The sequence below is a fragment of the Dactylosporangium sp. NPDC005572 genome (assembly GCF_040605515.1).
In the GTDB taxonomy this organism is placed as follows: domain Bacteria; phylum Actinomycetota; class Actinomycetes; order Mycobacteriales; family Micromonosporaceae; genus Dactylosporangium.
Map to the genome: position 1 here is coordinate 1 of NZ_JBEXCY010000006.1, position 24,090 is coordinate 24,090.

A 24,090-nucleotide genomic window follows, 5' to 3' on the forward strand; every position below is an offset into this window, starting at 1 on the left:
GGCGAGACCGCCCGCCGCCGGAGCGCCGAGCCACCACTCGGGCCGCCAGCCGCCGGCCGCGTCGCCCGCGGGCTCCGCCTCGGCGGGCCCCGCCAGGCGCTGGGCGGCGGTGCGGAACCGGACCGTCTTCACGTGACCACCTGCACCCAGACGTCGCCGGCGATCACCCGCAGCGGGCGCTGCTCCAGCGTGGCGCCGGGCGCGCTCAGGCACTCGCCGGTGCGCGCGTCGTAGCAGAACCCGTGCCATGGGCAGGTCAGCGTCCCTGCCTCGGCGTCGACCAGGGCCGAGCCGAGCGGCAGGCTCTGGTGGGCACACTCGTCGTCGAAGGCGGCCAGGCCGTCGCCGATCCGCACCACGATGACCGGCGCCGGCCGGCCGTCGGGCTGGGTGAGCTTCAGCGCGGTCACCTTGCCGTCCCGCACCTGCGCGGCGGGCACCGCGTGCACCCAGCCGTGGCTGGCCAGTTCCTCCGGCGTGTCCTCGCGCCGCCGTACCGCCGACAGGGGGATGAGCGCCGGGCCGGGCTCGCTCGGCACCACCTCGACCGAGCTGATGGCGGGTACCGCGCGCAACAGCGCCTCCTCGACGCTGTTGCGCATGGTGACGGACGCCATCGAGCAGCCGTTGCAGGCCCCGGAGAGCGCCACGTACGCGGTGCCCTCCTCGATACGCACCAGTTCGACGTCGCCGCCGTGGCCGCGCAGGCCGGGCCGGATCTCCTCGAGCGCGGCCCGCGCGGCGGTCGCCGGATCCGGCCGGATGATGCCGTGCAGGGAGAACAGCAGCCGCACCATCGGGTCGTCGACCAACTCGAAGAGCAGCGCCCGGCCCGCCTCGTCGGCCCGCAGGCGCCGCACGATGGTGACCAGCGCCGCCCGGTGTGCGGCCTCGATCGCGGTGCGCAGGTCGTCCGCGGCCCGGCGCGGCGCGCCGTGCAGCTGCGCCACCGCTGCCGCAGCGTCGTCGACCGCCTTCGCCAGCTCTTCGAACGAGGTTCCCTCAGGCATCGGCGTCCGCTTTCGTCGCGGCCCGGGCCATCTCGTCGAGCAGCCCGCGCACCGAGGTGACCGCGTCGTACTCGTGGAACTCCTCAAAAATGAACCGGGCCTCCACCAGCTTTCCGCGGGCGTGCTCGAACATGCCCAGATGGGCCAGCGCGTTGCCCTGGTTGGCCAGCACCCGGGCGTGGCCGAGCGGATCGCGGTCGCGGTCCCGGACGGCGAGCACCGCCTCGTACAGCTCGACCGCCTCGACCAGGTTGTCGCCCTGGTGCGTGGACGGCGCGTACACCAGCGCGTTGGCCAGGTTCAGCTGCACGCTCGACCACTGCCGGGGATGGGTGTCCCGCCCGTACACGGTCAGGGCGGCGCGCAGCGAGCCGATCGCCACACCGAGCCGCAGCTGGTCCGACGCCTCCACCATCGGCATGGTGAGGTACGCGGTGCCCAGGTTGGCGTGCGCGGCCGCGTACAGCTCGGGTGCCTGCTCCCGCGTGACGAGCTGCAGCGCGCAGTGGTAGTGGTGCACCGCGCGGGTCACCAGCTCCGGCCGTTGCGCGGCCAGCTCCTGGTAGGTCGCGGCCAGCTCGACGTGCTGCTCGGCACAGCCGAGGGTGAGGTCGGTGCCGGTCAGCAGGCCGATGCCGGCGGTGAGGTGCTCGATGGCGGCCTCCAGCGCGCCGCCGTGCTTGTGCGCCTGCGCGATCGCCCCGTGCAGCACGCCGGCGAGTGCGGAGGACACCGGCGCGGCCGCTTCGATCGCCCGGTCCAGCCGGGACACCGCACCGGCGCTGTCATCCGCGGCGAGGGCCGCCACCGCCTGGGCGGCGAGCGCCATCGCGGCCAGCTCGCCGGTCAGCCCGGCCGCATCGGGCGGGGCGTCGGTACGGCCGACGGCGAACGCGACGACGTCGACGAGCGGGGCGAGCTGGTCGCCCAGCGCCGCCCGCAGTTCGCCGGGGTCGGCCGAGTCGGGGTCGAGCACGAACCGGTTGAACCGGCTGACGGCGTCGTCGCCGGTCAGTGCCCGCAGTGCCGCCTCGTCGTCGCCGAGCAGGGCGAGCCGGTGCGGGCGCAGGGCCGGCGGCCAGACCTCGGGCAGGCAACCGGCGAGCAGTCCCTCGCGGATCGGCTCCAGCTCGGGCTCCGGCGGCAGCAGCAGGAACCCGAACGGCAGCGGGAACGCACCGATCGGCAGCGGGCGGCGGGGCTCAGCCATTGACCGGTCCTCCGATGTCACGCTCGGCGCCGCGGCGGATGCAGTTCGCACTGATCCGCGCGAGCGCCTCGGTCCTGTAGGTGGCGATGCGTTTGCGCACCACCCCGTCGGCGAAGAACACGACGATGTCCACCGCCCACTGTCCCTTCTCGGGCACGACGACCGCCTCGACACCGGATGCGTACTCGGGCATGGCGGTCCTCACCGGTTCGCGTTCCGCCGGATGCGCAGGGCACCCTGCCCGCCGTCCCAGCGGGCCCGCCGGGAGCCGACGGGTACGTTGTCGCGCAGCGCCTCGCGCACCAGCACGCTCCGGTCGCCGGCCGCGTTGCGCTGCTTGAGCAGCAGGCCTCCGCTCGAACTGGCGCGCAGCGGCAGCAGCCACACCTCGTCGTCCTTGTCCAGCACGACGGCGGCGTCGGCGGGAAAGTACCGCGTGGCCGGCCCGGCGTCGAGACGCAGGTACCCGTCCGCGGTGAACTCGACGGTCAGCTCGTCGGGGGCGAACGCGGGCTCGTCCCGAATCATGGCCAGCACCCGCCCCATCGCCGCTCGGACGGCCGGGCCGAGCTCCCCGCCGGGCGTGAAGTCGGCCGCCTCGACGAGATAGACCGTCACGTCCTGTGGGTACGCCTCGCCGAGCAGCCAGCGGGCGAACGCGAGGGCGTGGTCCCACCGGAACGAGTGGGTGTGCAGCCCCGACAGTGGCGGCAGCTCCTCCACGGCGGGCCCCGGAAGCCGGTACACGGTCCCGGGCTCGCCGCCGCTGACGCAGGCGTCGATCAGGATCACCCGCCGCGCGCCGCGCATCTGGAAGGCCACGTCCATGCCGGCGGTGCCGCCGTCGACCAGCCGTACCCCGTCCGGTACGCCGCCTTCCCACAGGTGCCGGATCAGGATCGGCCCGACGCCGTCGTCGGCGCGCAGCAGGTTGCCGCAGCCGACCACGAGCAGGGCGCACGGCGACCAGCTGGCCATCTCGTCGACGTACGCCACCGGCTCGCTCATGTGTCCGCCGCCCCTCAGACCGACCCGTTGATGACGAACTTGCTCAACTCGCGGCCCTTGCCGTCGTAGGCGTGCACCGTGCACACGAGGCAGGAGTCGAACGAGCGGGCCACGTGGCCGAGCTCGACCGGGTCGTCCTGGTCCACGATGGGCGATCCGACCAGTGCCTGCTCGATCGGGCCGAGCTTCTCCTGCGCGTCGCGCGGGCCGATGTTCCACGCGGTCGGCGTGACCACCTGGTAGTTCGCGATCTTCCCGTCCTCGATGACGATCCAGTCCGACAGCGATCCGCGGGCTGCCTCGGTCGAGCCGAATCCCTTGCCCTCGGCGTACTCGGTCGGCTTGGTGTAGAACGACCCGTGCAGGTCGATCTGGTCCAGCCACTTGCGGACCCACTGGAAATACTTGGGTGCCTCGTGCATGCGCGCGAGCTGCCGGACGAAGACCGACGGCCCCTTCTTGGCCATGATGTCCAGGAACAGCGGGTCGTTGTCCTGGTGCGCCGCGGCCCCCGGCGCGCCGGCGGCGATGCGGCGGGCCAGCGGCCCCGCCTCCAACGGCACGTAGCCGAGGCCGGGCACGTCGTAGCGCGGTGACTTGGCGAAGCTGTACTTCCCCTGCGCCCGGGCGAGCGCCGGGTCCAGCGGTTTGGTCTCACCCTCGAACGGGTGGCGCGCCTCGGTGCCCTCGTAGAAGGAGTGGGTCACGTCCTCCCGGACCCGGGCCTGGTCGAACTCGCTGAACCGGCCGGCCGCGTAGACACCGGAGCGGTTGATCAGCGCGGCGTTACGTCCTTCGATGGTCGGGTTCTCGTAGAGGTCGGGCTGGAAGTACGTCCCGGTGGCGAGGAAGTTGCCGACGCCGGCGCCGTACTTGTCCAGCCCCACGTCGAGGCAGAACCGGATGAAGAAGCCGCAGTCGCTGTTGTGCTGGGCCTCGTTCTCGTCCACCCAGGCGAGCACGTCCTCCCAGGTCCGGTTCTCCAGCCAGCGCTCGATCGAACAGCCCAGCCAGTACTTCTCCAGCCAGTTGACCTTCCAGTGTTCGAGGATGGCGATGGAGCGGGTGACGTCCGACAGCGTCGGCGCGCACATCACCCCGCCCGGCACCATGAAGCTCGAGTGGGGCCACTGCCCGCCGAAGATGGCGTACACCTCGACCGGCTTGGCCGAGAGCACCACGCCCGGGCCGTAGCTGGCGCCCACGTACGGCGCGAACCGGCGCACGGCCTCGGCGTACAGCGGCGAACGGGCGTAGTTCTTGTTCGTCAGGTCGATGGCGAACAGGGCGTAGAAGTACCGCGGGATGCTCTGCAGCGTCTCGCAGGCCTGGGCGATGTTGCGGACCAGGGTCGCGTTGGGCGGCAGGTGGGTGCGCCACGCGGTGTCCAGCGCGTAGGCCGACTTGTACAGGTGGCTTCCGCCGCAGATGCCGCAGATGCGCGGGGTCACGATCAGGCCGGCCTGCGGGTCCTTTCCCTGCAGAATGATCTCGAAGCCGCGGAACATCGCCGCCTCGGTCCATGCCGACGTGACCACGCCGTCCTCGATGGTGACACGCACGTCGAGGTCACCTTCGACCCTGCCGAGCGGGCTGACGAACAGGTCCACTGCCGTCATGGGTCCTCCTCCAGAGGCTGATACGGGGACGGGGCGGGAGGCCCGCGTCAGACGACGAACATGTCCTCCTTCGACCACTGCGGCGCCGCGATCCGGGCGGCGGTGGCGTGGGCCATGTAGGTGAGGTGGTCGCTGCCCTCGGGCACCTCGCGCGGGATGACGCCGCTGACCTTCTGCGTCTTGAACACCGTGCCGGGGGCGAGGTCGAAGAACGGGTACTCCGGCTCCGTGCATCCCGTGCACGGCATGCCGGCGCGGGTCTTGGAGGACTGGCGGTTCCACAGGATGCGGTTGCACGGCGAGTGCGTCATCGGGCCGCGGCAGCCGAACTCGTAGAACAGGCAGCCGGTCCGGGTGCCCTCGCCGAACGCGGTGGTGGACTGCTTGTACTCGAAGAACTGCACCCGGGTGCAGCCGGTCTGCGTGAACGTCTTGAAGAAGGTCTGCGGCCGGTGCAGCTCGTCCAGGGCGATGTCGCCGGCCCGGCCGGTGGCCAGCGCCACGATGATCTGCGTGATCCAGTCCGGGTGGGCCGGGCAGCCCGGGACGTTGATGACCGGCAGCCCCGACTTGGAGCGGAACGACGGCCCGAGAAAGCCGCCCTTCTCCCGCTTGTGGAACTGCAGGCCGGTCGAGTCGGTCGGGTTGGGGGCCATCGCCGGGATGCCGCCCCACGCGGCGCAGTCGCCGATGGCCACCACGACGCTCGCCTGCGCGGCGAGGTCGATGACCCAGTCCTTCATCGGCCGGCCGGCGAACATGTCGTAGCGGCCGGACCCGTCGGGCCCGTTGATGACGGTCCCTTCGAACACGAAGATGTCCAGCGCCCGGGTGCCGTCCGCGCAGTCGCGGAACAGTTGCTGGGCGTTGTTGCCCAGCTCGAGCCCGAGGGACGGGTGCCAGAGCAGGTCGAGGCCGAAATCGGTGATGAGGTCGACGACGTTCGGCTCTTCGGCGTTGAGGAACGACATGGTGTTCCCGCTACAGGCGCCGCCTTGGAACCAGAGCACTGACGACATCGCGTTCCTTCCGGGTCAGGCGTGCGAGGACTGGGTGTTGCCGGCGTTGGGGCCGGCGGCGAGTTCCTGGCCGAGGGCCTTCGCGATGGTGACGACGAAGGCGAGCGCACGCGCGACGTCCTCGTCCCGGTAGGCGCGCCACAGCGTGCGCAGTCCGGCCTTCGGGGCCGGTTCGCGGCTCGCCTCGGCCGCGCCGCGCACCGCGGCGCGGGAGACGGTCGAGGCCAGGTCGATCAGGCGCGGGTCGCTCAGCTCGGAGGCCGCGACGCTCTCCAGCACCGGCAGCATGGTGAGTACCGCCGGGGCGGCGGCCACGCACTGCTGCCCGATGTCGAGCAGTTGCCCGACGTCGACGGACGAACCGGCCGGGCGCAGTTCCCGCACCGCCTCGCCGATCGAGTCGGCGATCGTGTCACCCCGGCTCAGCAGCCCGTCCAGCCCCACCACCAGCAGCGCCAGCAGGTCGAGATGGTCGAGCAGCCGGTTGAGCGACTCGACCGTCCTCGGCTCGGCGAGCCGGGCGAGCAGGTCGTTGATGGGCTCCGGCGGCCCGCCGGCGTCGAGGTTGGTGTCCAGGGCAGAAACCACGGGTGCCTCCGAACTGTCCGGAACTTGTGGTCACATCCAGCGCATTTCCGTTGCGTTACGCCGAGGCACCGGACTCTAGGCGTACCGGCTGATCAGTGCCTATCGCGAAAACGCAGCTCCTATCGAGTTCGCGCAACTTTCGCGGTGAGCACCCCGAGGGCTATCCAAAAAACGCAGCTTTCGTACGCCGGACGGCCCGGCATAACTGACATAAGCCACACAACAGCCGCCGTCCGGGGGTACCCGATCCGGCACGCAACTGTCATGATTGCGAAACCTCAGCCAGCCACGGAGGGTGGGGATTTGCTTGTCCCGGTTGTCGAGGCTCGCCTTCATCGATACCCGGCGCACGCTGGAGCCGGTACGCCGACGGATCCGTTCGCGCGGGGTACCGCCGGCGCTGACCGGCCACGAGGTCTTCTACACCGAGGACACCGGCGAGGCCGAGCACCTGATCGGCAAGACCCTGGCACCCACCCGGCTGACACTCGGCGAGGTCGGCGCCCGCGGCTTCGCGGCCAACCTGCACGGCGTGCGGCTGCGCGACATCAGCCTGCTCTACCTCGACCTGCACGTGGCGGCCACGCTCGACATCGAACAGTGCGGGCCGTACTATGCCGTCCACATGCCGACCAACGGCCGTGCGGTCGGCACGATCAACGGCCTCGGCATCGAGGCCAACACCGTGCTGGCCCTCGTGACGAACCCGCAGGACCGTCTGCAACTACGGCTCGACCACGACTCACCACAGCTGATCGTGCACATCCGGCAGGACGCGCTCGAACGGCATCTCATGCGGCTGATCGGCCGCGTACTGTCGCACCCGGTCGGCTTCGAGCCCGGCTTCGACCTCACCACCGCCCCGGCGATGCGGTGGAACGGGGCCGTCCAACAGTTGCACACGGAGGTCTTCTACGAGGGCTCCCTGGCCCAGAAAGGGCAGGGAATCGGGTCGCTGGAGGAGTTCATCATGAGCAGCCTGCTGCTGGTCCAGCGATCCAACTACCACTCGCTGCTCGCCGTCGCGCCGACCCGCCCCGGCCGGCGGGCCGTCCGTAACGCCCTCGACTACATCGAAGCGCACCTGTCCGAGCCGATCACCATGTCCGACCTCGCCGAGAGCACGGGCGGCAGTATCCGCTCGATCCAGCAGGGATTCCGCGACGAGCTCGGCTGCACGCCCATGGCCTACCTGCGGGACCGCCGGTTGGAGCGGGCCCGCCAGGAGCTCCTCGACGCCAACCCGGCGGACGGGATCACGGTGACCGACGTGGCCCAGCACTGGGGGTTCAACCACCTCGGCAGCTTCGCGGTGCTGTACCGGAAGCGATGGGGCGAGTCCCCGTCAGAAACGCTGCGCAGGTAGCCAGCGGCCGACCTGCCGTTTTCCACACTCAAACCACCGGGAGCCGCCGATGCACGAGCTGTCGCTCTGCGGAGCCATCGCCGACGTCGTCACGCGCCACGCCGAGGGACGGGCGGTACAGACCATCCACATCAGCATCGGACAGTTGCGCCAGATCGTTCCGGACACCCTGGTGTACTGCTGGTCGCTGTTCACCGCCGACACCTCGCTCGCCGGTTCGCGCATCGACGTCGAGCACGTGCCGGCCCGGCTCGCCTGCCGCGCCTGCGGCGAGCGGCAGGAACTGGGCGCCACCCCGGTCTTTGCCTGTCCGTCGTGCGCCGGCGTCGACCTCGAGGTGGTCACCGGCGAGGAGTTCCTGATCACCTCACTCGACCTCGCGGGAGCATGACATGGGTCGCTTTCACCGCCATGACGACGGCACCGAACACGAGCACCGCGACGACCACGCGGGGCACGACCACTCCGGATACGCCACCGGCGCCGAGCGGGTCGAGGTACTGGAGCGCATCTTCGACGAGAACGACCGGTGCGCGGCCGAGAACCGGGCCGTCTTCGCCGCGCACGGCCTGTACGTGGTCAACCTGATGTCCTCGGCCGGCGCCGGCAAGACCACGCTGCTGGCGCACACCCTGCGCCGCCTGGCCGGGCATCTGCGGGTCGGGGTCATCGAAGGAGACATCGAGACGAGCCTCGACGCCGACCGGCTCGAAGGGTTCGGTGCCGCCATCACGCTGGTGAACACCGGCGCCGGGTTCGGCGGCGAGTGCCACCTCGACGCGCCGATGGTCCGCTCGGCGCTGGGCCGGCTCCCCCTCGCCGAGCTCGACCTCATCGTCATCGAGAACGTGGGGAACCTCGTCTGCCCGGCCGAGTTCGACGTCGGCGAATCCGTCCGGGCCATGATCTACGCCGTGACCGAGGGCGAGGAGAAGCCGCTCAAGTACCCCGTCATGTTCCGCGCGGCGGACCTCGTCATCGTCAACAAGATCGACCTGCTGCCCCACCTGGACTTCGACATGGCGCTGTTCCGGGCCAACCTCCGCGCGGTCAACCCGAAGGCCACCGTGCTCGAGGTGAGCGCCCGCACCGGTGCCGGCATCGACGAGTGGTGCGCCTGGCTGCGCACCAGCCACACACCGTCCGCAGTGGTGTCCGGTGCCCCCGGCTGACCGCAGCCCGATCCGGGTGCTGCTCGTCGACGACCACGAGATGGTCCTGCACGGCCTGCGCGCGATGCTGTCGCGGTTTCCGGAAGCGGTCGAGGTGATCGGTTCCGTGAGCGACGAGGCGGCCGCGGTCGAGGCCGTCCGCCAGGAGCCACCGGACGTCGTGCTCTGCGATGTGCGCCTGCGCCACAGCAGCGGCCTGGACGTGTGCCGGGCCGTGCGCACCGTGGCGCCGACGACGAAGGTCGTCTTCCTGACCGTGTACGACGACGAGCAGTACCTCTACCAGGCGCTGCGGGCCGGCGCGTCCGGGTACCTGCTCAAGCGCATCGACGACCACGAGCTGGTGCGGCACCTGGAGAGCGTGCAGCTGGGCGACGTCGTCATCGACCCCGGCCTGGCCGGGCGGGTGGCCGCCACCGCCGCGCACCTGCGCTCGGGCGAGTTCTGGCCCGGCGCCCGGCTCGGTCTCACCCAGCGCGAGAGCGAGGTCCTGGCGCTGCTCGTGGGCGGCCTGTCGAACAAGGCGATCGCGGCGCGGCTGGTGGTCAGCGACGACACCGTGAAGACGCACCTCCGCGGCCTGTACCGCAAGCTCGAGGTCAACGACCGCGGCTCGGCCGTCGCGGTCGCGCTGCGCGAAGGACTCTTCCATTGACCGACCTCATCGACGATGTCCGTCGATGGGTGACCCGTGAGCCGTCGCTCGCCACCGTGCTCGACCGGGTCGCCCGCGGCCTCACCGGCACCCTGGCCGCCGACGGATGCCTGGTGTTCCGGGTCACCGACGACGGCGAGCTGACCCTCACGGCCGGCCACCCCGCACCGGACGGGCCCGAGCTGCGCCTGCCGCGGGGCTTCGGCGTGACCGGCCGGGTGGCGGCCGACGGGATCCCGGTCGTACTGGTCGACGACCACCCCCGCAACCCGCGCCACCGTGAGCTGCTCGGCCTGGGCGCCGGTGAACCGGTGTCCCGGCTGTGCGTACCCGCGCGGGTGCCCGACGCGGGAAGCGTCGCCGTGCTGGCCGTGTTCAGCCGCCGACGGCACGCGTTCAGCGACACCGACGTCGACACCGCGCAGGCGGTGGCCGACCTGGTCGGGCTGCGCATGCACCTGTCGGCCGTGGCCACCCTCGCCGGCGGTTACCGCGACCGGTGGGACAACGCGGTGGCAACCACGGTGGCGATGCAGGAGGCGGAGCGCCGCCGGATCGCCGGCGACCTCCACGACGGTGTGACGCAGGCGATCGCCAGCCTCAGCTTCCACCTCTCGGCCGCGAAGTCCGCCCTGCGCGACGGGGACATCGTCGACGTCGTGGCTCAGGTCGACGCGGCGCGTTCGCTGGCCGACCTCGCCTTCGACGAGACCCGCAGCGCCATCACCGGGCTGCGCAGCCCGGTGCTCGACGACCACGGTCTCGCCGCCGGCCTGGTCAGCCTGGCCCGCTCCGTGCCCAATCTGCCGATCCAGGTGGACGCGCAGGACCTTCCGCTGCCCGACCATGTCTGCACCTCCCTGTTCCGGGTCGCGCAGGAGGCGGTACACAACATCGTCAAACACGCCGCTGCCGGCCGCGCCGTCATCCGGCTGGTGCGGCACGGCCGCATGGTCGCGCTGACCGTGAGCGACGACGGTCGCGGCTTCGAACCTACGCAGCGCCGGCCGCCGCAGGCACCGGCGGCCACCGTCCCGCACGGCCTGCACGGCATGGCCGAGCGGGTTCACCTCATCGGCGGCGAGTTGCTCATCCGGTCCCGCTCCGGCGAGGGGACCATGATCGAGGTGCGGGTGCCCAACGTGTTCCGACCGTTCAGCCGCCCGAAGCCGGGCCGTTGAGCCGTTCCAGGTCGTCGATGCCGGCCAGTGCCGCCACGGCCGTTTCCAGCTGCTGCGCCAAGGCTTGCCGGCCACGGCCGGCTCGCTGCGCGTCCGGGACGCCCGACCAGGTGGCCAGGGCGGGGCCGAGCAGCGCCGGCCCGAAGCAGAAGGTGAGCGGCCAGGGGGTGGGCCGGCGCCGGATCGCCGCCAGGTTGGCCAGCGCCACCTCGGCCGGTTGTCCACGGTCGACGATCGCCAGGCCGCCCAGTTCCGCCGGTACCACGTCGGACAGGGTGGACACGGTCGCCGCGGCGACATCGAACGGCGTCACCGGTGCCGGGCACCGCGGGCCGGCCAGCACCGGGGCCGCCGCGAGCACCAGACCGCCGGGGTCGATGCCGAACTGGACCAGTTCGGAGAGCACCTCGATCAGGACCAGGCCGACGACACACTCCACTGTGGACATCGGCTGCAACCCGGCGGCATCGACCCGCACCTCGACGATCGGGACCAGCCCCATCTCCTGGACGGCGGCTGCGAACCGGGACAGGGCCAGGGCGTTGGCCCGGATCGCCGCAATCGTCGGCCGCCCGTCGTCGATGGTCACCCGCGACCGCCAGCGGGCGAACGCGGCCCCGGCCGCGGCGGCCCGGCGCAGACGGCCGTCCAGACTGTCCAGTCCCTCGGCGACCGACTCCCCCGGGCATCCGGCCAGCGGCGCCAGTCGGGTGTCGGCGGCGACCCCGGTAAGCACACCGCACGCGCGCAGCCCGTCCGCGGCGCGCCCCACAGCCTCCACCGGTACCACCACGCCCGCGACAGCGGCCTCCAGCCCGGGTGCGGCGACGACGAGGTCCCGGAACGCCGGCGGGTAGTCGTCGGCCACGAGAATTCCTCGTCCGGTAGCGACGAGCTCGCGGGTGATCTCTCCAATCGTCGCCATGCCGGGCACCATAAACGGGTGGCGGGCCGGTGCGAGTCGCACCGATGGGTGAACCGATGGGTGGTGCCAGGCCCTTGCCGGGCCGTTGCCGCGACCGGCCGCCCCTCCCGGCTGCTCCGCCTCGCGGCCCGAGGTGGCCTCCCCGCGCGTCGCTGTTCAAGACCCAACTGCTGCCCCGGCCGGGATTCCGGCGCATTCCAACGCACAGCCCCGGTCGGGGTTCTCCGGACCGGGGCTGCGTCGCCGTCCTCAGCAGACGATGCGCAGTGGCTGCTCCAGAATCGCGACGAAGGCGCGCATCCACTGTGCGGCGAGGGAGCCGTCGATGGCGCGATGGTCGACCGAGAGGGTCACCCGTAGGACGGTGGCGGGGGCGAGGTCGCCGGTGTCGGTGACAACCGGTTCCCGGCGGGCCGCGCCTACGGCGAGGATCATCGACTGGGGCGGGTTGATGATCGCGGCGAACTCCTCGGTGCCGTACATGCCGAGGTTGGTGACGGTGGCGCTGCCGCCCTCCAGTTCGTCCTGCTTGAGGCCGCCCTGTTTGGCGCGTTCGGCGAAGTCCCGGGCCGCCGCGGCGACCTGGCTCACGCCCATCCGGTCAACCGCCCGCAGTACCGGGGTGACCAGGCCACCGTCGGTGGCGACAGCGATGCCGAGGTCGACGGCCGGGAACACCCGCATGCCGTCGTCGGTCCACATGACATTCACGGCCGGGACTGCCGTGTGCGCCTGGGCCACCGCCTTGACGATCAGGTCGTTGACCGAGACCTTCACCGGGGCGGCGGCGTTGAGCTCTGCCCGCAGCGCGAGCAGCGCGTCGACCCGGGCGCTGCCGCGCAGGTAGAAGTGCGGCACGTTGGACTTGCTGTCGGTGAGCCGGCGCGCGATGGCCCGGCGCAGCCGAGAGTGCGGCACCAGGCCGGTTCCCGCCGGCGCTGCGCCTGCCGCCCGCCCGTTGCCGGCAGCCGCCACCGGGGCGACGACTGCGGCAGGGGCGGAGTCCTGGGCCACGCTCGAGTCTGCGGTCGACGCCGAGGTTGAGGTCAATGCGGAGCCCGCGGCCGAGGGCGGGGCCGGGGCCACGGCGCGCCCGCGGTCGGCAATCGCCGCCTCGACGTCGGCCCGCACCACCCGCCCGTGCGGACCCGACCCCTGCAGGGTTTCGAAGGCGATGCCGGCCTCCCGCGCCAACTTGCGCGCCAAGGGGCTGGCGAACACCCGGGACCGCCCACCGGCACTGTCCACACGCGACCCGGTGACACCCGATGCCGCTATGGCCGTGCCGTTTCCGGCCATCGGTACAGCGGCCCCGACGTCAACGGGCGCGGGCGCAGCGGCGAAGCCGAGGCGGGTCAGGGCGGCGTCAACGTCGTCAACCGTTTCATCGGGGTGCGCGATCAGCGCGATCGCATCGCCGACCTGGACGCTGGCTCCCTCGGCGACCAGCACGCGGAGGATCACGCCAGGGGCGGGGGCTTCGACGTCGACGGCGGCCTTGGCGGTCTCGATGGTGGCGATGACGGCGCCGGCGGCGAACGGCTCGCGTTCGGCAACCGGCCAGCCGGCCAGGATCGCCTCCTCCGTGTTCGCCGCAATCTCCGGCATGCGCAGCAGCTCAGCCACGATCACCACCGCCGTTGAGCTCGGTGAGGCGGCGGGCGACGTCGACGGTACCGGCGATGGCGGCACGCTCGAGCACCTTGCTGATGCTGGGGGAGGCGACGCCGCCGGTGACCCGTTCGACAGGCGCGTCGAGCCAGTCGAACCAGCGCCGGTGTATCTCATCGGCCAGCCAGCCACCGTACGACGTGCCGAGGGCGCCCTGTTCGGCGATGAGCACCCGGTTGGTCTTGCGGACGCTGGCGCCGATGGTGTCCCAGTCGATGCTGGCCCGGTCGAGCCAGCGCAGGTCTATCACCTCGGCGTCGACGCCGGTCTGCTCGACCGCGTCGAGCACCGTGCCGGTCATCGCCAGATAGGTGAGCACGGTGACGGCGGAGCCGGTGCGGCGTACCGCGGCGCGACCGACCGGCAGGCAGTAGTCCCAGTCACCGGCCGGTCCCTCACCGGTGGTGGGGTAGAGGTCGACGTGTTCGAGCACGAGCACCGGGTCCTGGCAGCGCAGCGCGCTGTTCATCAGGCCGACGTAGTCGAACGGCGTGGACGGTGCAACGATGCGCCAGCCGGCCGCGGTGGCGAAGACGCCGGCCGGGTCCATCGAGTGCTGGGAGCCGTAGCCGGTGCCCATGGCGACCTTGGCGCGCAGCACGAGCGGGACCGGGTCGTCGCCGCCGAACATGTGCCGGGCCTTGCCGATCTGGTTGAACAGCTGGTCGGCCGCGACCCACATGAAGTCGGCGTACATGAACTCCACGACCGGGCGGTACCGGCCGTCCAAGGCGAGTCCGCCGCCCAGGCCGGCGAACGCGTTCTCGCTGATCGGGGTGCCGAGCACCCGGTCCGGGTAGGTCTCCTTGAGGCCGCGGGTGGCGCCGTTGGTGCCGCCGCTGAGCCGGTGCACGTCCTCGCCCATCACCACGATCCGCTCGTCGGTGGCCATCCGGCGGTCCATCACCCTGGCGACGGCGTCGACGAACTTCATCGTTGCCGTCGTGCCGTAGTCGTCGCGGTCGGCGGTACGGACGCCGGCGAACTCGGACAGGTCCCCGCGCACGCCGACGTCGACGAAGGCAGGGTCCGGCCACTCGGCCGGCCGGATGCGCCGTTCCTGCGGTTTGCCGCCCGGCGCCGGTTCGAGGAGTACCCCGCCGGTCTCGGCGAGCAGCTGGTTCGCGCGGTCGAGGGCGACCTTCTGCTGCGCCGCCGACAGGATGCCGCGCCGGGCCAGGTGCCCCTCGAGCTGGGTGATCGGGTCGCGGGCGCGCCAGCTGTCTTCCTCCTGGCGGGTGCGGTAGCGGAACGCACTGCCCGGGAACGGGCCGTTCTGGTGGTAGTACCGGTAGACGTCGGCCTCCACCAGGGTCGGGCCGTCACCGGCGCGCATCGCCTCGACCGCCTCCCGCATCGCCAGGTGCACGGCGAGCACGTTCATGCCGTCCACGCGCCAGCTGCGGATGCCGAAGCCAGGCCCACGGGCGGACAGTCGCGGCTCGGCGGTCGACTCGTCGACGGTCGTCGACACCGCGTAGTGGTTGTTCTCCACGAAGAAGCACAGCGGCAGGCGCCAGGCGGCGGCCAGGTTGAACGTCTCCAGGGTCGAGCCGATGTTGATGGCGCCGTCGCCGAAGTACGTCACGGCGACGGCGCCGGTGTCGGCGCGGCGATGCGCCCACGCCGATCCGGCGGCGAGCGGGACACCGCCGCCGACGATGGCGTTCGTGCCGATCGCCCCGGCCTGCTTCCATTGCAGGTGCATCGAGCCGCCCCGGCCGTGGCTCCAGCCGCGGTCCAGGCCGCAGATCTCGGCGAGGGTGCGCAACACCACGTCGCGCACCTCTGGTGAGTAGTCGGCGGTCGGGTCGATGCCCTTCGGTTCGACGTGGGCGAGGGCCTTGGCCAGGAACTGGTGATGGCCGCGGTGTGAACCGTTGACCGTGTCCCCGGTGCGCAGCGCCAGGATCGAGCCGACGGCGCCTCCCTCCTGCCCGATGCTGGAATGGGCGGGGCCGTGGACCAGCCCTTCCGCGGCCAGTTGGAGCACGTACTGCTCGAAGGTCCGGATCAGGATCAGCTGGCTGTACATCGAGGTCAGGAGCTCCGGTGCGGCGGCGTCCCAGTCGGCGTCGGTGACGGTGAACTCGACCCACGGCTGGTCCGGTGTGAGCGGGCGGCGCTCGGGCATGTGACTGCACCCCTTCACTACTGCATCGCGGCGGCGCAGAGTGGCCGCACCGCCGCAGTCTCGCAGTGTATGGATCCAATCTCAAGACGACGACGGCTGTTTTTCGGGGTTGCGTGCTGGTATGAATGCCAAAATGGATCCATACGGAGGTGTTCATGGCAACGCTGCCAGGGTTGACCGGGGTCGACCACATCGGCTTCACCGTGCCCGACCTGGAGCAGGCCCGGCGGTTCCTGGTCGAGGTGCTCGGGTGCGAGTACCTGTACTCGCTGGGCCCGTTCGAGCGCGACGACGACTGGATGGCCGAGCATCTTGGCGTCGGCCCGCGCGCGGTCATGCGCCGGCTGCATTTCTTCCGCTGCGGCGGCCAGGCGATCTTCGAGGTGTTCCACTACGAAGCGCCGGACCAGGACCCGCACCCGCCGCGCAACAGCGACATCGGCGGCCACCATGTCGCCCTCTACGTCGACGACCTGGACGCCGCCGTCGACTACCTGCGGCGGTGCGGCGTGACCGTGCTCGGCGACCCGACCGCCAGCTCTGGTCCCAGCGCCGGGCAGCGATGGGTGTACTTTCTGGCTCCGTGGGGAATGCAATTCGAGCTGGTGTCCTATCCGGACGGCAAGGCGTTCGACCGGGCGGGGTCGGCAAACGATGGACGTGACTGACGACATGACCGACGGCGCAGCCGGGTCGGCGGCGAGCCTGCGGGTGGCCGCCTACCTGCGCCAGGCCATCCTCGACGGACAGATCCCGCCCGGGCACCGGATCCGCCAGAGCGAGATCGCCGAGCGGCTCGGCGCCAGCCGCCTCCCGGTCCGGGAGGCGCTGCGCATGCTCACCGCCGAGGGCCTCACCGAACAGGAGCCGAACAAGGGCGCCTGGGTGCCACGGCTGGGCGCCCGGGAGCTCGACGTCGTGTACCGGATGCGCGAACGGCTGGAACCGTTGGCGCTGGCCGAGAGCCTGCCCCGGCTGGACGACGAGGTGATCGCGGAGCTGGAGGCCCTGCAGCGCGCGATCGAGCGAAACACCGACGTGACCGAGTTCCTGCGGCTGGACCGGGAGTTTCACCTGCTGACCTACTCACGCTGCGAGGTCGAGCCGCTCGCGGGCATCGTGGTCCGGCTGTGGAACTCCACGCAGTACTACCGCCGGGCGTTCATGACGATCATCGGCGAGACGCGGCGCTGGATCGTCAACGCCGAGCACCAACTGCTGCTGGACGCCGTGCGCCGGGGCGACGTCGTGGACGCCGGCCGGGTGCTGGAGGGACACATCCGGCGTACGAGAGTCGAACTGTCACACCATCCGGAGATCTTCACCGCGAACGGCTGAGCGGGCCCGGCCGGCGCGACGGGTCGCGCGGGCCGGGCCGCACACGGCCTACTGTCCGATCCACACCGCTTTGAGGTTGCAGAACTCGCGAATGCCGGCAGCCGCCAGTTCCCGGCCGTAGCCGCTGGTCTTGATGCCGCCGAAGGGCAGCTGCGGATACGAGACGGTCATGCCGTTGACGGTGACGGCGCCGCATTCCAGTTCGGCGACGCACCGGGCGCGATCGGCGTCGTCGGTGGTCCACACGGCCGCACCGAGACCGAAGGCGGTGGCGTTGGCCAGGTCGAGCGCCTCGTCCAGGTCGGCGACCCGGTAGACGGTGGCCACCGGGCCGAACGTCTCCTCGCGGTACAGGCGCATCGACGGGTCGACACCGGCCAGCACGGTCGGCGGGTAGAACCAGCCCGGGCCGGCCGGCCGGTAGCCGCCGGTCAGTACCTCGGCGCCGTTGGCGACCGCGTCGGCGACCAGCTCCTCCAGTTCGGCCCGGCCCGCTTCGGTGGCGATCGGCCCGACGTCGGTGCCCGGGTCGGCCGGGTCGCCGACCCGCAGGGCCGCCATGCCACGCGTGAAGGCGGCGACGAACTCGTCGTACACGTCGGTGTGCACGATGAACCGCTTGGCGGCGATGCAGGACTGCCCGTTGTTCTGGCACCGCGCGACGACCGCCGTGGCCGCCGCCCGCGCGACGTCGGCGCTCGGCAGGACCAGGAACGGGTCCGAGCCGCCGAGCTCCAGGACAGTCTTCTTCAACGCGTCGCCGGCGATCCGTGCGACCGACCGGCCGGCCGCCTCGCTGCCGGTCAGCGTGGCCGCGGCGACCCGGTCGTCGCGCAGCACCCGTTCCACGTCGGCCGACCCGATCAGCAGCGTCCCGAACGCGCCGGCCGGGAAGCCGGCCCGCGCGAAGAGCGCACCGAGATACAGCGCGGTCTGCGGTACGTTCGACGCGTGCTTGAGCAGCCCGGCGTTGCCGGCCATCAGCGCCGGCGCGGCGAAGCGCAGCACCTGCCAGACCGGGAAGTTCCACGGCATGACGGCGAGCACGACGCCCAGCGGCTGGTACACCGACCAGGCCGACACCGCGCCGACCGCGGCGGCGTCGACCGGTTCGGGGGCCAGCATCGCCTCGGCGTGTTCCGCATAGAACCGGCAGCCGCGCGCCGACTTGCGGATCTCCGCCTCGGCGGACGCGAGCGTCTTGCCCATCTCCCGGGTCATCGTCGCCGCGAGTGTCGCGACGTCCGCCTCCAGCAGGTCGGCTGCGGCCCGCATCCAGGCGGCGCGCTCGGCGAAGCTGGTGCGGCGCAGGGCGGCGGCCGCCCGCGCGGCGCGGGCCAGTGCCTCCTCGACGTCCGCGGCGGACATCGGCGTGAAGGTGCGCTCGACGACGCCGGTGGCCGGGTCGACCGTCGCGATGGCCATCAGCTGCCCGCTCCGTCCCGGTTGTTGATGTGCGACTGGGCGTGGCGCTGCAGCGGCAGCGGGCCGGCGGTCGTGTAGTAGCGCTGCCCGGCGACCAGCAGCTGCTCGGCCGGGAACTTGGTGATGACCTCGGCGCCGTCGGCGGTCACGACGATCTCCTCCTCGATACGCGCGGCGCCCACGCCGTCGGCCGACGGCCAGTACGTCTCGAGCGCGAACACCATGCCCTCCTCCAGCACCTCCGGGTGCTCCAGCGACACCAACCGGCTGAAGATGGGCTTCTCCCAGATCGACAGGCCCACGCCGTGGCCGTACTGCAGGGCGAAGGCGGCCTCCTCGTCGGCGAAGCCGAACTCCTGCGCGGTGGGCCACACGCTGACGATGTCGGCGGTGGTGGCGCCCGGCTTCACCAGCTCGATCGCCTGATCCATGTACTCGCGGCAGCGCTTGTAGGCGTCGACCTGCGCGCGGGAGGCGCTGCCGACCGCGAACGTGCGGTAGTAGCAGGTGCGGTACCCCATGAAGCTGTGCAGGATGTCGAAGAACGCCGGGTCGCCGGGGCGGATGAGCCGGTCGCTGAACACGTGCGGGTGCGGGGAGCAGCGCTCGCCGGAGATCGCGTTGACCCCCTCGACGTGCTCGGAGCCCAGATCGTAGAGGCGCTTGGCGACCAGGCCGACGGTTTCGTTCTCCCGGACCCCGGGACGCAGGAACCCGTACAGCTCGTCGTAGGCGGCGTCCACCATGGACGCCGCCGTGGTGAGCAGGGTGATCTCGTCGGGCGTCTTGATCCGGCGGGCCTCCAGGAACACCTGCTGCCCGTCGACGACCTCGATGCCCCTGGCGCGCAACGCCTGCAGGACCGGCATCTCCACCACGTCCACGCCGACCGGCGCGGTGTGCAGGCCGTAGCGCTCCAGCTCCTCGTAGATCTTCTGCGCGACCGCCTCGGCGATGCCCGCGTCGGGGTGGAACGCGCCGCGCAGCACCGAGATGCCGGCGCGCGCGCCGCTGGTGCCGCGGGCCCCCTCGGCGGCGTCGTCGCCGGTGCGGTAGTCCAGCCACGGGGCGTACAGCTGGTGGTGGCGGGCCGCCGAGCCGAAGTCCCACAGCACCGGCTCGCCGCCGCGCGGCAGCAGCGCGAAGCGGATCATCTTGTCCATCGCCCAGGTGCCGATGTGCGTCGCCGTCATGTAACGGATGTTGTGGAAGTCGAACGTGAGCAGCGCGCCCACCTCCGACTGCTGCAACCGGTGCTTCAGCTTCGCCAGCCGCTCGCGGCGCAGCCGGTCGACGTCGACACGGCTCTCCCAGTCGACGACGTTCATGCCGAAGGTGGCTGTCCCCATGGTGTGCTCTCGCTCTCTGCGTTACTTCGCGTCCCGGCCGTCGACGGCCGAGTAGGTGTACGGGTTGTCGATCCGCTCGCCGGCGGGCAGCGCCGGGGCCATCCCGTCGCGCCAGGCCTGCTCGCCCATCGTCGAGCGGAGGAAGTCCACGGTGCGGTCCACGTCGTCGTGGACCGCACCGAGGTCGATCCCGCGCAGCCGGTGCGCGTGCTTGACGACCCGGCCGTCGACCAGCACCGTGTGCACGTCGCCGCGGCCGGCCTGGTAGACGAGGTGCCCGTACGGGTGCAGGATCGGGCGCATCGCCGGCGACCGGTCGTTCTTCACCAGCACCAGGTCGGCCTTCTTGCCGGGCCGGATGCTGCCGAGGTCGGCCTCGCGGCCGATGGCCCGCGCGCCGCCGAGCGTGGCCCACCGCACGACGTCCTCGGCGCGGGCCTCGTTGACGGTCACCGTGCGGCCCTCGGCGTGCGCCTCCAGATGGCAGCGGGCGCGGTCGGCGTTGAGCGTGGCGCGCATCGCGGAGAACATGTCGCCGCTCCACCACACGCTGGTGTCCTGCGACAGGGAGACCGGGATGCCGTACCGGCGCAGCAGATGCGTGGGCGGGTAGCCCTGCCCGGCGTTCATCTCGCTCTCGGTGGCCACCGAGGCGGTACCGCCGCTGGCCGCGATCTTCCGGTACGAGTCGTCCGACAGTGTGGAGCAGTGGACGTACGTGACGGTCGGGTCCATGAACCCGGCGTCCCACATCTGCTGGATGCCGACGTCGTTGGTGGCCTGCCAGACCCCGGCGTGCGTGGTCACCCGCAGCCCCAGCTCCCGCGCCGCCTCGAACGCGGCGCGTTCCGGGAACGCCGGGTCGCCGGTGACGTCGAACGCCAGCTGCAGCGCCAGCATGTCGGTGTCGGCGCGGGTACGCCGGGCCACGAACGCCCGGAACGCCGGATCGTTCGCCCACTCCCAGGGTCCGCCCAGCAGGTTGCCGCACGCGAGCACGAACCGGCCGCCCGCGGCGAGCAACGCGTCGGCCGCCGCCTCGGCGTGCTCGACCGTCTGCAGGCCGTGCGACCAGTCGACGGTCGTGGTGACCCCGGCGTCCACCGACTCCACCCCGGACAGCAGGTTGCCGGCGTAGATGTCGCGCGGGCGGAAGTGCGGGCCCCACTGCAGGTAGTAGAAGGTGAAGTACTCGCTGAGCGTCCAGTCGGCGCCGAAGCCGCGCAGGTTGGCCTGCCACATGTGCCGGTGGGTGTCGATCATGCCGGGCATCAGGATGCCGCCGCTGCCGTCGATCTCGACGGTGCCCTCGGGCACGGCGAGCCCGGTCCCGACCGCCGCGATCCGGTCACCGATGACGAGCACGTCGCCGTCGGTGATCACGCCCGCGTCGTCGACGGTCACGACCGTGGCGCGGCGGAAGACCAGCGCCGGTGCGTGGTCGAAGTCGTCCGTGGTCATGGGGCACCTCCTGTTCGGGTCGCGGCGGCCGGGGTACGGCGGTGCTCCGCTGGACGGGCCTCGACCGCGGCGGGGTCGAAGAGCACCTTGGTCGGCCGGGCCGCTCCCGGCGCGGCGGGCGTGAGCCCTTCGCGCACCAGCATCCCCAGCGGATGGACGGTCGGGGCGATGTCTGCCCAGGTCGGGCGGGCGGCCAGCACGTCGAGGGCCGCCGGCAGGTCATCGGCGCAGACGTGCGCGACGGTGCCGAGGACATCGACCTCCTGCAACGTCCAGCGCGCCGCCGGTACCGCGGGTGTGCCGTGCTGGATGCCGACGAGGACGAGCCGGCCGCCCGGCGGGGTGGCCGCCGCGGCGGTGTCGAGCCCGCCGGCGGTCCCGGTCACCTCGAAGACCACGTCGGCGCGCAGACCGGCGTCGGCCAGCGCTGCGGCGGGTGCGGTGGTGCGGACGTCGATCACCTGCTCGGCGCCGAGCGCGCGGGCCAGGTCGAGCCGGGTCCCGGCGACGTCTGCGGCCCACACCCGCACCCCGGCGGCCACGCAGGCGTAGGTGAGGAACGCGCCGATGCCGCCGACGCCGACCACGAGCGCGACGTTGCCGGGGCCCGCGCCGCCGCGCCGGCGGGCGTGCACCGCCACGGCCATCGGCTGGCCCAGTGCCGCCGTGTCCGGGCCGAGGCCACGATCGCCGACGGCGACGCAGATGCCCGCGGGCGCGGTGACGTAGCCGGCGAGGCCGCCGTCGCGGTGGAAGCCGATGGTGTGGTAGCCGGCACACAGGTTGGTCCGGCCGCGCCGGCACATGGCACAGTCGCCGCAGCTGATGCCGGCGCCGCACACGACCAGCTCACCGACCCGGGCCGGGTCGACGCCGGGGCCCGCCTCGACGATGTCGCCGGCGAACTCGTGGCCCAGGGTCACCGGTTCGGCGGCGCGCCGGCCGTCGCCGCGGATCAGGGTCGGCGCGTGGAGGTATTCGGCGGCGTCGCTGCCGCACACGCCGGCCGCGCGGACCCGCACCAGCACCTCGCCGGCGGCGGGCCGGGGCCTCGGCCGCGACTCCAGCCGCACGTCGCCGACGCCGTGGTAGACGGCAGCGGTCATCGCATCGGTGGTCATCGGGTCAGTCCCGCCGACTCGGCCTGCATCGCGTAGAGCGCGAGCAGGTCCAGGTCCCCCAGCCCGCGGCCGACCGCGGCCTGGATCAGCTGGTGTGTCAGGCCGGCGAGGGCCATCGGGACCTCGTGGTCCCGCGCGGCGCCCAGCCCGAGGTCGAAATCCTTGCGCAGCAACGTGTTCGTGAACGTGGGCGTCCAGTCGCCGGCGGCGAGGGCCGGTGTCCGGCGGCGAACCCACTCGGAGCCGACCACGGTCTCGCCCAGGAACCGCAGGAACGCCTCGCGGTCCGCACCGCTCTTCTCGGCCAGCGCCGTCACCTCGGCCAGCGCCTGCACCATCACGCCGAGGTACAGGTTGTGGCAGAGCTTCACCAGCCGGCTCTGCTCGCCGTCGCCGACCCACACCGCGGTCTTGCCGATGCCCCGCAGGAGCGGCTCGGCAAGCGCGAACTGCTCCCGCGGGCCGGACGCGACGAAACACGCCTCACCGGCGTCCACCACGGAAGGGTTGCCGCTGACCGGGGCGGCCACGAACCCCACACCGGCCGCGGCGGCGAGCGCGCGCGCCTGCGCCGACGCGACCTCCGACACGGTCGAGCAGTCGACCACCACCTGCAGCCCGGCCGGGCATGACAGCAGGCCGTCCGGACCGTCCAGCACGGCCAGCAGGTCCTCGGAGGAGGAGACCATCACGAACACGACCGGGCAGGCGGCCAGGCCGGCGAGCGACCCGGCGGCCACCGCGCCGCCCGCGACGAGCGGCACGACCTTGTCCGGCGTGCGGTTCCACACCCGCAGCTCCGCGCCGGCGGCGAGCAGGCGGCGCCCGATCGCGGAGCCCATCCGGCCGGTGCCCAGCAGGCCGACCGGCTCACGCATCGCCGGACACCTTCGCCGGCTCGACCCGGGTGCCGGCACACAGCCGGTCGCCGAGGTACTCCCAGTCGCGGCTGAACCGGTACGAGTGCTGGGCCGGCGGCTGCGGCGCCTGCGTCTCGATCCACTGGGTCTTGCCGTCGGTGCGGTTGTAGAACGCGTGCTCGCAGCCGGATCCGGTCCATAGCACGTCGCCGGGGCGCATGACGAAGTGCCGGCCCTCGACGACCGCCTCGGTCTCACCCTCGGTGAAGATGTAGGCCTCTTCGAACGGGTGGTCGTGCGGATGCGCCGCCGCGGTCGGCTGGTACTCGACCATGAACATGGTGTGCAGCTGGGCGCTGATCCGCTGGTCGGCGAGCATCCGGATGCCGATGCCGCTGTACGCGAGCATCGCGGTCGCCATGCTCGCCGACACCTCCGGCGCCGTGGGGTCGCTGCCGCGGGCCAGCCGTCGCAGGTCCATCGAGCCCTCGTCGAACCGGAAGAAGTTGCGGTTGCGCGGGTCGCGCAGGTCCACCGTCTCGGCCTGTCCCCCGGCGATGTCGCCGGGCAGGAAGAAGGTGTCCCGGCGGCGGTTGTCCAGCAGCAGTCGGACCGGCGCCGACATCTCCAGCCATCGGGCACCGGCACTGCCGGCGACGAGCTGGTGCGCCACCGCGACCGGTACCACCGCGCAGTCGTTGCGGCGCAACGTGAGCGTCTGGCCCAGCATGGTCAGGGTCAGTTCGCCGCCGAGCATCCACAGGCTCTTCTCGTAGGAGTGCACCGCCGCGTCGATGCGGCCGCCGGGATCGAGCGTGGCGGCGCTCATCGTCATGTGGTGCGAGCCGTACTCGCGGCCGATGAGGTCCTGCCGGCGGAAGCCGGTGCTGTGCCCGCGGTAGTCGTCCGGCAGCACGGCCTGGGCGTCATCGATCCGGGAGACGTGATACATGGTGTGCCTTTCCTTGAAAGAGTGGG

23 protein-coding genes are annotated in these 24,090 nt (G+C 72.0%); 7 read left to right on the top strand and 16 right to left on the bottom strand.

Going from position 1 to position 24,090, the window contains the following annotated elements; all coding sequences use genetic code 11:
• Positions 1-128 precede the first annotated feature (128 nt).
• From ABZS66_RS04740 to ABZS66_RS04770, 7 genes are read right to left on the bottom strand one after another with little or no spacing between them, the layout of a single operon-like run.
• Positions 129-1,010: a NifU family protein gene (locus ABZS66_RS04740; protein WP_354755162.1), complete on the bottom strand. Its 882-nt coding sequence runs from the start codon at positions 1,008-1,010 to the stop codon at positions 129-131.
• Positions 1,003-2,220, bottom strand: coding sequence for a hypothetical protein (locus ABZS66_RS04745; protein ID WP_354755164.1), 1,218 nt, complete (start codon positions 2,218-2,220; stop codon positions 1,003-1,005). The genes ABZS66_RS04740 and ABZS66_RS04745 overlap by 8 nt, the downstream gene beginning before the upstream one ends.
• On the bottom strand, positions 2,213-2,413 hold the full coding sequence (locus ABZS66_RS04750; RefSeq protein ID WP_354755166.1) for a hypothetical protein: 201 nt from the start codon (positions 2,411-2,413) through the stop codon (positions 2,213-2,215). Before ABZS66_RS04750 ends, ABZS66_RS04745 begins: the two co-directional genes overlap by 8 nt.
• A gap of 8 nt (positions 2,414-2,421) precedes the next feature.
• The gene (locus tag ABZS66_RS04755) at positions 2,422-3,228 is read right to left on the bottom strand and encodes a hydrogenase maturation protease (protein WP_354755168.1); all 807 of its coding nucleotides are present in this window, start codon (positions 3,226-3,228) and stop codon (positions 2,422-2,424) included.
• Between the two features lie 14 nt (positions 3,229-3,242).
• Positions 3,243-4,847, bottom strand: a complete 1,605-nt coding sequence (locus ABZS66_RS04760; protein ID WP_354755170.1) for a nickel-dependent hydrogenase large subunit — start codon at positions 4,845-4,847, stop codon at positions 3,243-3,245.
• A 47-nt stretch (positions 4,848-4,894) separates the two neighbouring features.
• Positions 4,895-5,866 carry a hypothetical protein gene (locus tag ABZS66_RS04765; protein ID WP_354755172.1) on the bottom strand — a complete coding sequence of 324 codons (972 nt, stop codon included), beginning with the start codon at positions 5,864-5,866 and terminating at the stop codon, positions 4,895-4,897.
• Positions 5,867-5,881: 15 nt separating this feature from the next.
• Positions 5,882-6,454 carry a DUF1641 domain-containing protein gene (locus ABZS66_RS04770; RefSeq protein ID WP_354755174.1) on the bottom strand — a complete coding sequence of 191 codons (573 nt, stop codon included), beginning with the start codon at positions 6,452-6,454 and terminating at the stop codon, positions 5,882-5,884.
• 316 nt (positions 6,455-6,770) lie between these two features.
• Here ABZS66_RS04770 and ABZS66_RS04775 point away from each other — a divergent pair, with 316 nt between their 5' ends.
• The 5 genes from ABZS66_RS04775 to ABZS66_RS04795 are packed head-to-tail and all read left to right on the top strand — an operon-like array spanning position 6,771 to position 10,828.
• Positions 6,771-7,820 (top strand): AraC family transcriptional regulator, encoded by a 1,050-nt coding sequence (locus tag ABZS66_RS04775; protein WP_354755176.1) that lies wholly within the window; start codon positions 6,771-6,773, stop codon positions 7,818-7,820.
• Between the two features lie 49 nt (positions 7,821-7,869).
• Positions 7,870-8,211: a hydrogenase maturation nickel metallochaperone HypA gene (locus ABZS66_RS04780; RefSeq protein ID WP_354755178.1), complete on the top strand. Its 342-nt coding sequence runs from the start codon at positions 7,870-7,872 to the stop codon at positions 8,209-8,211.
• Position 8,212: 1 nt separating this feature from the next.
• On the top strand, positions 8,213-8,992 hold the full coding sequence (hypB, locus tag ABZS66_RS04785) for a hydrogenase nickel incorporation protein HypB (protein ID WP_354755180.1): 780 nt from the start codon (positions 8,213-8,215) through the stop codon (positions 8,990-8,992).
• Positions 8,979-9,647 carry a response regulator transcription factor gene (locus ABZS66_RS04790; protein WP_354755182.1) on the top strand — a complete coding sequence of 223 codons (669 nt, stop codon included), beginning with the start codon at positions 8,979-8,981 and terminating at the stop codon, positions 9,645-9,647. Before hypB ends, ABZS66_RS04790 begins: the two co-directional genes overlap by 14 nt.
• Positions 9,644-10,828 (top strand): GAF domain-containing sensor histidine kinase, encoded by a 1,185-nt coding sequence (locus ABZS66_RS04795; RefSeq protein WP_354755184.1) that lies wholly within the window; start codon positions 9,644-9,646, stop codon positions 10,826-10,828. Before ABZS66_RS04790 ends, ABZS66_RS04795 begins: the two co-directional genes overlap by 4 nt.
• On the opposite strand, the gene ABZS66_RS04800 is transcribed toward ABZS66_RS04795, so the two are convergent.
• From ABZS66_RS04800 to ABZS66_RS04810, 3 genes are all read right to left on the bottom strand, one after another.
• A complete protein-coding gene (locus ABZS66_RS04800; RefSeq protein ID WP_354755186.1) occupies positions 10,803-11,753 on the bottom strand; it encodes a class I fructose-bisphosphate aldolase in 951 nt (316 codons plus the stop codon). The two genes, ABZS66_RS04795 and ABZS66_RS04800, sit on opposite strands and share 26 nt — an antisense overlap.
• Positions 11,754-12,002: 249 nt before the next feature.
• Positions 12,003-13,379 (bottom strand): dihydrolipoamide acetyltransferase family protein, encoded by a 1,377-nt coding sequence (locus tag ABZS66_RS04805; RefSeq protein WP_354755188.1) that lies wholly within the window; start codon positions 13,377-13,379, stop codon positions 12,003-12,005.
• Positions 13,372-15,558: a thiamine pyrophosphate-dependent enzyme gene (locus ABZS66_RS04810; protein WP_354755190.1), complete on the bottom strand. Its 2,187-nt coding sequence runs from the start codon at positions 15,556-15,558 to the stop codon at positions 13,372-13,374. The genes ABZS66_RS04805 and ABZS66_RS04810 overlap by 8 nt, the downstream gene beginning before the upstream one ends.
• 155 nt (positions 15,559-15,713) lie before the next feature.
• Here ABZS66_RS04810 and ABZS66_RS04815 point away from each other — a divergent pair, with 155 nt between their 5' ends.
• Both ABZS66_RS04815 and ABZS66_RS04820 read left to right on the top strand, forming a co-directional pair.
• On the top strand, positions 15,714-16,226 hold the full coding sequence (locus tag ABZS66_RS04815; RefSeq protein ID WP_354755192.1) for a VOC family protein: 513 nt from the start codon (positions 15,714-15,716) through the stop codon (positions 16,224-16,226).
• A complete protein-coding gene (locus ABZS66_RS04820; protein WP_354755194.1) occupies positions 16,219-16,896 on the top strand; it encodes a GntR family transcriptional regulator in 678 nt (225 codons plus the stop codon). Before ABZS66_RS04815 ends, ABZS66_RS04820 begins: the two co-directional genes overlap by 8 nt.
• A 48-nt stretch (positions 16,897-16,944) precedes the next feature.
• Here the strand turns inward: ABZS66_RS04820 and ABZS66_RS04825 are convergent, their stop codons facing one another.
• Genes ABZS66_RS04825 through ABZS66_RS04850 form a run of 6 tightly spaced genes read right to left on the bottom strand, consistent with a single transcriptional unit; the run spans position 16,945 to position 24,064 of the window.
• On the bottom strand, positions 16,945-18,321 hold the full coding sequence (locus ABZS66_RS04825; protein ID WP_354755195.1) for an NADP-dependent succinic semialdehyde dehydrogenase: 1,377 nt from the start codon (positions 18,319-18,321) through the stop codon (positions 16,945-16,947).
• Positions 18,321-19,670: a Xaa-Pro peptidase family protein gene (locus ABZS66_RS04830; protein WP_354755197.1), complete on the bottom strand. Its 1,350-nt coding sequence runs from the start codon at positions 19,668-19,670 to the stop codon at positions 18,321-18,323. Before ABZS66_RS04830 ends, ABZS66_RS04825 begins: the two co-directional genes overlap by 1 nt.
• A 21-nt stretch (positions 19,671-19,691) precedes the next feature.
• The gene (locus tag ABZS66_RS04835; RefSeq protein WP_354755199.1) at positions 19,692-21,131 is read right to left on the bottom strand and encodes an amidohydrolase family protein; all 1,440 of its coding nucleotides are present in this window, start codon (positions 21,129-21,131) and stop codon (positions 19,692-19,694) included.
• On the bottom strand, positions 21,128-22,252 hold the full coding sequence (locus tag ABZS66_RS04840) for an alcohol dehydrogenase catalytic domain-containing protein (protein WP_354755201.1): 1,125 nt from the start codon (positions 22,250-22,252) through the stop codon (positions 21,128-21,130). Before ABZS66_RS04840 ends, ABZS66_RS04835 begins: the two co-directional genes overlap by 4 nt.
• Entirely contained in the window at positions 22,249-23,130 is an 882-nt protein-coding gene (locus tag ABZS66_RS04845) for an NAD(P)-dependent oxidoreductase (protein ID WP_354755203.1), read from the bottom strand. Before ABZS66_RS04845 ends, ABZS66_RS04840 begins: the two co-directional genes overlap by 4 nt.
• Entirely contained in the window at positions 23,123-24,064 is a 942-nt protein-coding gene (locus ABZS66_RS04850) for a cupin domain-containing protein (RefSeq protein WP_354755205.1), read from the bottom strand. Before ABZS66_RS04850 ends, ABZS66_RS04845 begins: the two co-directional genes overlap by 8 nt.
• Positions 24,065-24,090: the final 26 nt, after the last annotated feature.